Annotated in this window: 10 protein-coding genes; 7 read left to right on the forward strand and 3 right to left on the reverse strand. The window is 19.8% G+C overall.

Annotation, left to right across the window (positions count from 1 at the left end):
- Positions 1–6: 6 nt before the first annotated feature.
- From AAGD61_RS01765 to AAGD61_RS01775, 3 genes are read left to right on the forward strand one after another with little or no spacing between them, the layout of a single operon-like run.
- Complete coding sequence (locus AAGD61_RS01765) at positions 7–996, forward strand: DNA polymerase III subunit delta' C-terminal domain-containing protein (RefSeq protein WP_341764744.1); 990 nt, start codon at positions 7–9, stop codon at positions 994–996.
- A 4-nt stretch (positions 997–1000) separates the two neighbouring features.
- Positions 1001–1789, forward strand: a complete 789-nt coding sequence (locus tag AAGD61_RS01770) for a YchF/TatD family DNA exonuclease (RefSeq protein WP_341764745.1) — start codon at positions 1001–1003, stop codon at positions 1787–1789.
- A 43-nt stretch (positions 1790–1832) separates the two neighbouring features.
- Positions 1833–2177: an HIT domain-containing protein gene (locus AAGD61_RS01775; RefSeq protein WP_341764746.1), complete on the forward strand. Its 345-nt coding sequence runs from the start codon at positions 1833–1835 to the stop codon at positions 2175–2177.
- A gap of 106 nt (positions 2178–2283) precedes the next feature.
- On the opposite strand, the gene mfd is transcribed toward AAGD61_RS01775, so the two are convergent.
- The gene (gene mfd, locus AAGD61_RS01780) at positions 2284–5724 is read right to left on the reverse strand and encodes a transcription-repair coupling factor (protein WP_341764747.1); all 3441 of its coding nucleotides are present in this window, start codon (positions 5722–5724) and stop codon (positions 2284–2286) included.
- A 213-nt stretch (positions 5725–5937) separates the two neighbouring features.
- Here mfd and AAGD61_RS01785 point away from each other — a divergent pair, with 213 nt between their 5' ends.
- Genes AAGD61_RS01785 through lolE form a run of 3 tightly spaced genes read left to right on the forward strand, consistent with a single transcriptional unit; the run spans position 5938 to position 9068 of the window.
- Positions 5938–7140: a lipoprotein-releasing ABC transporter permease subunit gene (locus AAGD61_RS01785; RefSeq protein ID WP_341764748.1), complete on the forward strand. Its 1203-nt coding sequence runs from the start codon at positions 5938–5940 to the stop codon at positions 7138–7140.
- Positions 7133–7813: a lipoprotein-releasing ABC transporter ATP-binding protein LolD gene (lolD, locus tag AAGD61_RS01790; protein WP_341764749.1), complete on the forward strand. Its 681-nt coding sequence runs from the start codon at positions 7133–7135 to the stop codon at positions 7811–7813. Before AAGD61_RS01785 ends, lolD begins: the two co-directional genes overlap by 8 nt.
- Positions 7814–7829: 16 nt before the next feature.
- Positions 7830–9068 carry a lipoprotein-releasing ABC transporter permease subunit LolE gene (lolE, locus tag AAGD61_RS01795; protein WP_341764750.1) on the forward strand — a complete coding sequence of 413 codons (1239 nt, stop codon included), beginning with the start codon at positions 7830–7832 and terminating at the stop codon, positions 9066–9068.
- A 198-nt stretch (positions 9069–9266) separates the two neighbouring features.
- Here the strand turns inward: lolE and purB are convergent, their stop codons facing one another.
- Together purB and mnmA are read right to left on the reverse strand one after the other, a co-directional pair.
- A complete protein-coding gene (purB, locus tag AAGD61_RS01800; protein ID WP_341764751.1) occupies positions 9267–10637 on the reverse strand; it encodes an adenylosuccinate lyase in 1371 nt (456 codons plus the stop codon).
- A 62-nt stretch (positions 10638–10699) separates the two neighbouring features.
- Entirely contained in the window at positions 10700–11797 is a 1098-nt protein-coding gene (mnmA, locus tag AAGD61_RS01805; protein ID WP_341764752.1) for a tRNA 2-thiouridine(34) synthase MnmA, read from the reverse strand.
- 865 nt (positions 11798–12662) lie between these two features.
- Between mnmA and AAGD61_RS01810 the strand changes: the two genes are divergently transcribed.
- A complete protein-coding gene (locus AAGD61_RS01810) occupies positions 12663–13022 on the forward strand; it encodes a FolB domain-containing protein (protein ID WP_341764753.1) in 360 nt (119 codons plus the stop codon).
- Positions 13023–13151 lie beyond the last annotated feature (129 nt).

Here is a 13151-nt window from a genome sequence, read left to right on the forward strand (position 1 = left end):
TATAAAATGATAAATTTATATCCATGGTTAAATGATATTTATAAACAATTAATTATAAATTATAAAAAAAATATGATGCATTATGCATTATTATTACATTCAATTTCTGGTAATGGATGTGAATTACTTTGTAATTCAATTATTAATTGGTTATTCTGTAAAAATAAAATTAATGAAAAATCTTGTAATAAATGTCATAATTGTAATTTAATTTTATTAAAAAATCATCCAGATTTTTATACTTTAGAATCTGAAAGTAAAAATACCAAAATTAACATAGATTTAACAAGAAAAATAATAGAAAAATTTAATAATTACCAACACCAAGATAACTTTAAAATTTTATATATTCCATATATAGAAAAATTAAATGATGAATGTATAAATATATTGCTAAAAATGTTAGAAAATCCAAAAAAAAATATTTTTTATATATTAAAATGTGAAAAAAAAAATAAACTATTTAAAAATATACGTAATAGATGTTTTTATTTTTTTTTAAAAACCCCAAATCAAAAAAATACATTTTATTGGCTAAAAACAAAACTAACAAATATAAATAAGATTAATGCAATAACAGCTATAAAACTTAGCAATAACGCACCATTTGCAGCATTAAATTTACTTCAATCAAATAATTGGTTAAAACGAAAAGAATTGTGTTGTAAATTAAAAAATATTATACAACAAGGTGATTTATTAGATTTATTAAATATATTAAATACAAATAATCCTATAAAAATGATAAATTGGTTATTAACTTTATTATTAGATGCCATAAAATTACACAATAGAATTAATAAATTTTGTATAAATTATGATCAAAAACAATTATTGTTATTACTTGTAAATAAAATAAATAAATCACAATTAATTATTTTATATAAACAATGGCAGATTTGTAATTATCAATTACTAACAATTCCTGGATTAAATCAAGAATTAATTATAATAAATCAATTAATAAAATGGAAAAAATTAAATTATAAAATATAATATTATGTTTATAATAGATTCACACTGTCATATTGACTGTTTAAATTATAAAAAAGTACATATAGATGTTAATGATGTTGTTATAAAAGCATATAAACATAATGTTAAATTTATGTTATCCGTTTCAACAACATTACAACATTTTAAAAATATGAAAAAATTGATTGGAAAACGAGATGATATAGCATTTTCATGCGGAATTCATCCATTAAATTTAAAAAAAAAATGTAATTTTGAACATCTAGAAAAATTATCAGAAAAAAAAGAAGTAATAGCATTAGGAGAAACAGGACTTGATTATTACCATAAATATAATTGTGATATAAAATTACAACAAGAAGCTTTTCGTAAACATATTCAAATTGCTAAAAAACTAAAAAAACCGATTATTGTTCATAATCGTTCAAGTACTAAAGATGTAATAACTATTTTACGTGAAGAAAAAATTATGGATTGTGGTGGTATATTACACAGTTTTACTGAGGATGAAAATATTGCAAAAATATTTTTAGATTTAGGAATGTATATTTCTTTTTCAGGAATTATTACATTTAATAATGCAGAACATATACGTAAAGCTGTAAAAATAATACCATTAGATAAAATTTTAGTTGAAACAGATTCACCATATTTAACACCAGTTCCTTTTAGAGGAAAAGAAAATCAACCAGCTTATACATATAATATAATTAAATATATAAGTGAATTAAAAAATATTGATATTGAAATCTTATCGGAAATCACAACAAATAATTTTAATCGTTTATTTTGTTTAAAATTAAATAATAATTAAAAATATAAAAATCAATATAAACATATTAATTTAATTAATTAAAATGAAAATAAAAGAAACAATATTTAGTAAAATAATAAAACATGAAATTAAAGCTGATATAATTTATCAAGATAAATTAGTTACAGCTTTCCATAATATCAACCCGAAAGCCAAATATCATATTTTAATAGTTACTAATAAAATAATTCCAACAGTTAACTGTGTTACTAATAGTGATGAATTAATGCTAGGAAGATTATTTACAGTAGCTGCTAAAATTTCTAAAGAACTTGGAATATCTAAAAATGGATACAGATTGATAGTGAATTGTAATGCAGATGCTGGACAAGAAATTTTTCATATTCATATGCATTTACTTGGTGGTAATTTATTAAAAGATATATAATCATTTTTATTTTTATATAAATAATTATATTATTAAATTAATTATATTAAATCAATAAATATCAAATAATTTATAAAATTAAAAAATGATATTATAAATATTTAAATTAATTTAATTTATTTTTTTCGAAATCATCAATCAATTGTTTTACAAAATTAATTCTTTTATTTTTATCAATTAAATTATAAAAAAATTTTATCTTAAAAGGACCATCTAAACAATAAATATTAGAATTATTTAAAGGTAAACTAATTAAAAATTTTTGATTAATATTATTTTTTTTATTAAATTCAATAAAACCACCATTTTTACAAGCTTCTATACGTTTTATACCTAAAGACTTTGCTTTTAATTTAATTTTAGAAAAAATAAATAAATATTCACTTTCATCCGGTAAAATTCCAAACCGATCTATAAGCTCAGCTCGTAATTCATTAATTTCATATTCGCTTTTAATATTAGCAATTCGTTTATAAAATGAAAGTCTAATATTTACATTTTGTATATATTTCTCTGATAATATAGAAGATATATGTAATTCAAGTTCTGTTTGTTGAGATATTAAATCTATTAATGAAGGTTCTTTACCTTTTTTTAATGATTTTATTGCGTTTTTTAATAATTTAATATATAAGGTATGACCTATAGTATTAATTTGACCACTTTGTTCTTCACCTAATAATTCACCAGAACCTCTAATTTCAAGGTCATGCATTGAAATCGTAAAGCCAGAACCCAATTCATTAAAAGAAGAAATTACTTCAATTCGTTTTTTAGCATTCATTGTCATATTTTTTGGATTAGGAATTAACAAATATGCATATCCTTGATAATGAGATCTACCTACACGACCTCTAAGTTGATGTAATTGAGCAAGACCAAAATTATCTGCTCGTTCAATAATAATTGTATTTGCAGTAGGTATGTCAATACCTGTCTCAATAATAGTAGTACATATTAATACATTAAAACATAAATTACAAAAATCTATCATTACATTTTTAAGTTTTTTCTCACGCATTTGGCCATGAGCAATTAAAAAATTAGCTTCAGGAACTAGTTTTTCTAATTGTATTTTAACATTTTCTATATAATCTACATTATTATAAAGATAATAAACTTTTCCACCACGTGATATTTCATGTAAAATTGCTTCTCTAATAATTTTTTCATTATATTGATATACAAAAGTTTTTACAGATAAACGATTAACTGGCGGTGTAAAAATAACAGAAAGATCTCGAATTTCATTTATTGCCATATCCAAAGTACGTGGTATTGGTGTAGCAGTTAATGTTAAAACATCAATATTTGAACGCATAGAATTAATAAGTACTTTATGACGAACACCAAAACGATGTTCTTCATCAATTATAAGTAAACCAAGATTTTTCCATTTTATATTTTTTTGCAATATTTTATGGGTTCCAATAAGTATATTAATTTCACCTTCTGATATTTTTAAAAGTATTTTTTGTTGTTCTTTAATTGTTTTAAATCTAGATAATACTTCAATTTTAACAGAAAAATCTAAAAATCTTTTTTTAAAATTATCATAATGTTGTTGAGCAAGCAACGTTGTTGGAACTAATATTGCAACTTGTTTGTTATTAGTTACAGAAATAAATGCAGCTCTCATTGCTACTTCGGTTTTTCCAAAACCAACATCACCGCAGATCAATCTATCCATTGGTGTTGTTTTACACATATCTAATATAACAGAATTAATTGCATTTTTTTGATCTTTAGTTATTTCAAACGAAAAATTTTTACAAAATTTTTTATAAATATTCTCTTTTATTTTATAAGAAAAACCTACTTTTAATTTACGTTTTGCATAAATATCAAGTAATTCTACAGCAATATCTCTAGTTTTTTTAAACGCTTTTTGTTTTGCTTTTATCCAATTATCACTTCCAAGTTTATTTAATGTAATATTTTTATTAGAATTACTTACATATTTACTAATTAAGTTTAAAGATAAAATTGGAACATATAATTTAACATTATCTGCATACATTACAATAATATAATCAGCTTTAATATTGTTGGTTTTTATAGTAATTAATCCTTGATACCTACCTATTCCATGTTCTATATGTACTACAGCTTGATTAAAATATAATTCATCAATATCATTGATATATGTATTTATATTTTTTTTATAATAATTATTTAAATAAAAATCAATATTTTGTTCACCAAATAAATCATTTTCACAAATTACAGCAATATTATCTAACTTATTAATAAAACCATATTTACCTGTACAAATTATAATCGTAAAACGATTTTTTAAATAATCTTTATAATCATTAACTAATTTTACTATAACATTTATACTAGCTAATAATTCAATAATAATTTGACTACTGAATTTACTTTTTGCAAAAAAAATAATTTTTCCATTAAATTGTTCAATAAATAAACGTAATTTTTCTAATGATTTTTTATTTTCTATTTGTACTTTTATATTTGGTAATGATAAATAATTTAAATTTATAATATTTTTTTTATTTATCAATTTTTTATTTGAAAAATAAATACGAGGCCATTTATTTAAAAATTCTTTAAGGTTATCAACACTTAACCATAAAATATCAGGATAAAGCAAAGGACTTTTTAAATTATTATTATTTTCATAACGTTGTTTTATATCTTTTTGAAAATTTTGAGCAATTTTCATTAATTTTTGTAAAATAAAAAGAGTATTTTTAGGTAAATAATCAAAGATTGAAGATAGAGAATCAGAATAAAAAAAAGGATACCAATATTCAATTCCAACTTGTTTTTTCTTTTTATTAATTTGTTGATAAATATATTCAAAATTCTCATAAGTTTTAAAATGTTTTTTCCATTGATTACAAAAATTTTCAATTGATTTTTCATTGATTATAAATTCATGAATTGGCAATAAAATAATATTATCAACTTCTTTTACTATATGTTGTGAATTAATATTTAAAGTGTATAAAATAGTGATTTTATTTTTAAAAAAAATAATTCGAAATGCTATTGTATTTCCCATTGGAAATAAATCTATTAATGTTTCACGAACAATATACTCTCCATATGTTGAAATTTGTATAACATGACTATAACCAATTTTTTCTAATTTTTTTTTAAAATCATCAATAGATATTTTATCACCTTTATTTACAATTAATGTATTTTCTATTAAAAAATTTTTAGGGCAAATTTTTTGCATTAAAGTATTAATTGAAATAATTAAACCTCCTTTTTTTATTTTTAATAATTTATATAACACTAATAATCTATTAGATATTATTTCTTGACTTGGTGAAAATTTATCGTACGGCAATGTCTCCCAATCATGAAATATTTCAACAGGATGTTTTGTAAAACATTTTATTTCTTCGCATAAACGTAATTTATCTTGTGTTTTTTTTACAACTATAACTACTAATCCTTTATGTTTATTAATAATATCTCCATATTCAAATAAACTAGAAACACCAATTAAACATCCTAAATAAAGTATGTCATTATTATAAATAGGAAATTCATAATTAAACTTTGATAACATAAAATACCTGCTAATCAAAAACAAATTTTTAATTATTTTGTATTAAAATAATTATTTATAAAAAAAATGATATTAAATTTTAAAAAAATAAAATAATATTAATAAAAAATCTTATAAATTAAATTATACTTAATTAAATATAAAAAATAACTAAATATTTTATTTATAAAAAATATCACGTGCAATATTAAAAATAAAAGAATTAACAATCTTATGAATCAATCAGTTTCTCTTTTTATAGGTTTACGTTATATACGTGGTAATTCAATTGATAAATTTAGATTATTCATATCAATTTTATCAACTATTGGGATAACAATTGGTGTTACATCATTAATTATAATCACATCAGTAATGAATGGTTTTGAAAAATTATTACAAAAAAATATTTTTACTTATATTCCTCATGCAATATTAACAACTACATCAAGACATATTAATCCTAAAAATTATTCAATTAAAAAATTAAATAAAATAAAAGGAATTAATAGAATTGAAGAAATTATAACAGATGATATTTATTTACAAAGTAAAAATAATGTTATGCTTGCAATAATTACAGGAATTGATTCATCTAAAAAATCATTATTATTAGATAAATTAATAATAGGTAATCGCAACTCTTTAATTAATGGCAAATATAATGTTTTTATAGGTATAAAACTAGCAGAAAATTTAAATATAAAATATTTTGACAAAATACGTTTAATCGCACCAAATGTGAATACATTAACACCATTAGGACGAATACCAAATCATAAAATATTTACTGTTTCTGGAATATTTAAAACTGACAGCGATTCTGATGAAAATGAATTACTTGTTTCTAAACAGGATGCAATCAAAATATTACATTATCCTAATGAACATATTACAGGATGGCGTTTGTTTCTTGATGATCCATTAAAAGTAGATATTTTAAGTAAACAACATTTACCAGATAATTTAATATGGATTGATTGGAGAGAAAAAAAAGGAAATTTATTTCAATCTGTAAAAATGGAAAAAAATATGATGTTTTTGTTATTAAGTTTAATTATTATTGTAGCAGTATTTAATATTATAAGCTCACTTTTTTTACTTGTAATAGAAAAAAAGAAAGAAATAGCTATTTTAAAAACTTTAGGGTTAAATAAAAAAAATATTTTAACTATTTTTATATTTCAAGGTAGTATTCTTACGATTATTGGATCGTTACTTGGAGTTATATTAGGTGTAATATTTTCTTTTCAAATAAATACATTTATGCATATATTTAAAATAACATCTACATATATTACAATACCTGTTGTAATTGATTATTTCAATATTTTTATTATTTTATTTTTTACAATATTATTTTCAATGTTTGCAACAATATATCCTTCTTTTATCGCTTCAACAATTGAACCAATTAAAATTTTGCGATATGAATAAACAAATCCTTATATGTGAAAATTTAAATAAAATTTATAAAAACAAAATTTGTTCATTACAAGTATTAAAAAATATTAATTTTTCAATTAATAAAGGTGAATTAATAACAATTATTGGTAGTTCAGGTTCTGGTAAAAGTACATTATTACATATGTTAGGTGGGTTAGATACACCATCAAGTGGAAATATAATTTTTTGTGGAAAATATATTAATAAGCTTTCATCAAATGAACGAGCTATTATTCGAAATAAAAAAATAGGTTTTATATATCAATTTCATCATTTATTGCATGATTTTACATCTTTAGAAAATGTTGCAATTCCTTTATTAATAGGAAAAAATACAAAAAAAAAATCATTTATAATAGCTTCTGAAATGTTAAAGATAGTTGGTATGAATAAAAAACTTAATTGTTTTCCATCAGAATTATCTGGAGGTGAAAGTCAAAGAGTAGCTATAGCAAGAGCGTTAATAAATAAACCAATTTTAGTTTTAGCAGATGAACCCACAGGAAATCTTGATTTATACAATAAAAATATTGTTTTTGATTTATTAAAAACAATCAATAATAAATTAAAAACAACAATTTTAATTGTAACTCATGATAATTCTATAGCAAAACAAACAGATCGACAATTTGAAATATATGATGGTTATTTAAAACAAAAATAATCTTGGAAATAATTTAATGTTATTTTTTTCATTATTTACAGCTATACGTTTTAGTAATATTTTTCGTAAAATCAATATTTTATCTTTTATGTCAATTATTGCAATTTTTGGCATAATCTTAGGTATTACTGTTATAATAATTGGACTAAGTGCAATTAATGGATTTGAACAAGAACTAAATAATCGCATTATTTCAGTAATTCCACATGGACAAATTTATTCAATTAAACAACCATATAAAAATTGGTATTTAGCAAAAAATAAAATTAAAAAAACACCAGGAGTCTTAGGTGTTAGTGAATATATAAATTTTATAGGAATAATTGAAAATGGTATAAAATTAAAAACAACACAAATAATGTGTATTTCACCAGAAAAACAAAATCAAATTACTAATTTACATCATTTTGTTTTAAATGATGGATGAAAACATTTTATGCAAAATAATCAATCAATTATTCTTGGAGAAGGATTAGCTAAATTATTAAATATAAAATTAAATGATTGGATTACAATAATAATACCAAATATAAAAAAAATAACAAATATACAACAAAATAATCGTATTCGTGTTCATGTTATTGGTTTTTTACGTTTAAATGGTTTTTTAGATCAACAATTTGCATTAATTACAATAAAAAATGCACAAGAATTTCTTAATTATAATAATGCTATAACTGGTTTTATAATAAAAGTAGAAGATCCTTTTAAAGCTAGTAAAATAGTTTTTAATGCTGGATTAAGAACAATGCAAAATGTTGTTGTGAAAAGTTGGATTGATGATTATGGATACATGTATAATGATATACAAACTATTCGTGGTATTTTATATTTATCAATGTTTTTAATAATAGGAGTTGCATGTTTTAATATTGTTTCAATATTAATGATAACTGTAAAAAATAAAATTATAGATATTGCAATTTTAAGATCTTTAGGTATTAAAAATAATCATATTTATAAAATTTTTTTATGGTATGGATTAATTTATGGATTAATTAGTTCATTTATTGGTATTATATTGGGTATTTTAATATCATTAAATATTACTAAAATAATAAAAAAAATAGAATTTTTAACAAAATATAATTTTCTTTCTAGTGATGTTTATTTTATAAATTTCTTACCTTCTAAGTTAAAAATAATAAACATTATTTATGTATTAGTAACAACTATCATTCTTAGTTTATTAGCTAGTTTATACCCAGCATATCGTGCAAATAAAATAAAACCTACGCATATTTTAAAAAAATAATATAAAGATATATTATATATTATTTTCCTAAAAATATTTAAATAAAAAATAAATTTTATTTAATTTAATAATTATATACAAAAAAATATAAAATTATATATATTTTTTTTTTTTTTTTTTGAAAAATATATAATTAAAAATATTACAAATATTTAAATAACAAAAAAATATTTATAAATATAAAACATTCTATATAAATTATTTTAAATAATTTAAAAAATCAGAAGCATAACCTATATAGTTTGCTGGTGTTATTTTTTTTAATCGTTCTTTTTCATATTCTGGTAAATTTAAATTATTAATAAAATTTTTTATAATTCTAGGAGTTATTTTTTTGCCGCGAGTTAATTTTTTTACTTTTTCATATGATTTATCTATTCGATAACGACGCATAACAACTTGAAGAGCTTCACCTAATATAATCCAATTTTGTTCTAATTCATTAAGTAAATTTTTTTTATTAACTTTTAATTTATTCAAACCAATTAAAGTTGATTGGTAAGCTACCAAAGAATATCCTATAGCAACACCTATATTACGTAATACAGTGGAATCGCTTAAATCTCTTTGCCAACGAGAAATAGGTAATTTATTTGACAAGTGTTTTAAAATTGAATTTGATATTCCTAAATTTCCTTCAGAATTTTCAAAATTAATAGGATTAATTTTATGAGGCATGGTCGACGACCCAATTTCATGTATATATTTTTTTTGTTTAAAATGATTTAACGCGATATACCCCCAAATATCTTGATCAAAATTTAAAATTATAGTATTAAAACGAATTATACAATCAAAAAATTCAGACATATAATCATGCGGTTCAATTTGCGTTGTAAATGGATTCCATTTTAATCCTAATGACGTAATAAATTCTTCGCTTATTTTATGCCATCTTATATCAGGGTAAGCAATCATATGAGCATTATAATTGCCAACAGCACCATTTATTTTCGCCAAAATTTCAGTTTGTTCAAATTGAACATATTGTCGTTTTAAACGATATACTATATTTGCAAATTCTTTACCAACTGTAGATGGTGTAGCAGGTTGACCATGAGTACGAGATAATAATGGTATATTTTTATATTTTAACGCCATAGTTTTTATTGTATTAATAATTTGCTGCCATTTTGGTAATAAAATTTTTTCACGTGTAATTTTTAACATTAATGCATATGATATATTATTAATATCTTCAGATGTACAAGCGAAATGAAAAAAATCAGAAATTTTACATAATTCATTAATAGAAGAAACTTTTTCTTTTAAAAAATATTCTACTGCTTTTATATCATGATTAGTAATACGTTCGATTTCCTTAATACGTATAGCATCTTGTTCAGAAAAATTTGAAATAATTTTATTTAAATATAAAATTGCAGATTTACTTAATAAAGAAACTTCTTTTATTTTTTCTATTTCTGAAATTTTTTTTAACCAAAAAATTTCTACTTGAACACGAAATTTTAATAAACCAAATTCACTAAATATAGGACGTAATACACTTACTTTATCAGCATATCTACCATCAATAGGAGAAATAGCACTAAGTGAAGATAATTTCATTAAAAGCCTCAAAATTATTTTTATAATTATTTAAATCTTTGTTTAATGAAAACATTAAATATCTAATGAATAATAGAATCAATAACCCCGCCGCCAATACAAACTTCATTTATATAAAAAACTGCAGATTGCCCGGGAGTAACAGCTGACACAGGATAATCAAAATTTACTTTTATATTATTTTTATTAATTTTAATAATTGTACAAGGTATATCAGATTGTCTATAACGTGTTTTTACAACACAACGTAATTGTGTTATTTCTTCTCTGTTCACCCAATATAACTGTTGTGCGATTAAACCTGACGACATTAAACGAGGATGTTTATTATCTTGTGCAACAATAAGTTGGTTTTTTTTTATATTTTTATCAATTACATACCAAGGTTTTTCTAAAGCGTTTTTAATACCTCCTATTCCAAGTCCTTTGCGTTGCCCTAGAGTATAATACATTATACCATTATGTTGTCCAATAATTTTACCATCATCAGTAATAATTTCCCCTGGTTTTATTTTTAAATAATAACTTAAAAAATTAAAAAAATTACGTTTACCAATAAAACATATTCCTGTAGAATCTTTTTTTTTAGCTGTAATTAAATTAATTTTTGATGCTATATATCGTACTTTTGTTTTATTAAGATTTCCTATAGGAAAAATACATTTAGATATTTGTTTATAGCTAAGTGTATATAGAAAATAACTTTGATCTTTATTTTTATCTGATCCGCGTAATAATTGACTTTTTCCATTAATATTTCTATTACGAACATAATGTCCAGTTGCGATATAATCTGCTTTAAAGTTTTTAATAGCAAAATTAAAAAAATCTTTAAATTTAATTTCCTTATTACATAAAATATCAGGATTTGGTGTTCTACCAGTTTCATATTCTGATAAAAAATGTTTAAATACTTTATTCCAATATTCTGATGAAAAATTTATTGTATGCAATTCAATATTTAATTTATCACAAACAGAAATAGCATCCGCTAAATCAATTGATGAAGAACAATAATTAACATTATCATCTTCTTCCCAATTTTTCATGAATAAACCTATAACTTCATATCCGTATTGTTTTAATAAATAAGCAGATACAGATGAATCAACACCACCAGACATAGCTATAACAACTTTTTTTTGTTTTTTATTAAACATAATATATTAAACTAAAATTTTAGATTTTTTTATTATGAAAACACTTTAAAAAATATTTTTTTTTAATTGTTAATATTAATAATCAAATAAATAAAAATAATAATATTTTTTTATAAAAGAACATTATTATAATAAAAATATTTTAAATGAATTATATAAAAAAATATATTTTAAAAACAATTATAAAAATAATTAGTAATAAAATAAAATTAATTATATTTATTTTATAAATATACCAAATAAAAAAATAAAAAAATAATTTTTGTGAATTTTAATTAAATTAAACAAATAACTATTAATTAAATATTTTTTATATAAATATTTAATTAACGAAAATCATATTTCATAATTATAAAAATTACTTTTTACAAAAATAACTTCATATATAAAACAATTTATTTTTATAAAAAAATAAAACAATAATTAATTAAAAATAATGAAAAAAAATTTTATAAAATAATAAAATTAAAAAAAATCGTTTTATTATAAATTATTTACATTAATCAATATGATTTGTTATTTTATTTTCAAAATGTATATAAATTAAAATAATTAATTTTATAAAAATAAATATATATTTAAAAAAATAATTTATTTATTAGATTTCTAATTATATATAAGTATTATATAATAATTAAATAGAATATATAATAAAAACATTTAAAAATTTTATATATAAATATTTTTTAAAAATTAAATAACATAAAATTAATAAACTATTAATATTAATATTTTTTTATAATTATTTAAAATATTTTAAATTATAAATTTAAAATATTTTAAAAACAAAAAAAAATAATAAATATATTATATATATAATAATATAAAATACAATTATTTTGTATAAAAATTAAGGAAAATATATATGGATATTATTTTTATTGAACAATTATTAGTTTTTACTAAAATCGGTATATATGATTGGGAACAAAAAATAGAACAAAAATTAATTTTAAATATTGAACTTGGATATATAAAAAATCATTTTTTTTTCAAAAAAAAAGCTAAACATTATTTGGATTATGAAAAAGTAAGTAAATTAATTATTTTATATTTAAAAAAAAATAAATTTAATTTAATAGAAGAAGTAGCAGAAAAAATTGCAAATTTATTAATTATAAATTTTAAAAGTCCTTGGGTTCGTGTCAAAGTTTTAAAACCACATGCTATAGCATATGCAAATCAAGTTGGAGTTATTATTGAAAGAAAAAAAATATATAAATAATATTTTTAAATTAGATTTTTAATGTTTTTAATTAATAGTTATTTTTTTTAAAATTATAAAAAATTCTCTTTTAAAAAATATATTCATAAAAAAATACTTTTAAAATACTTTAAAATTTAAATTAACTAA

This window comes from Candidatus Providencia siddallii, from assembly GCF_964026685.1.
Taxonomy (GTDB): domain Bacteria; phylum Pseudomonadota; class Gammaproteobacteria; order Enterobacterales; family Enterobacteriaceae; genus Providencia_A; species Providencia_A siddallii_A.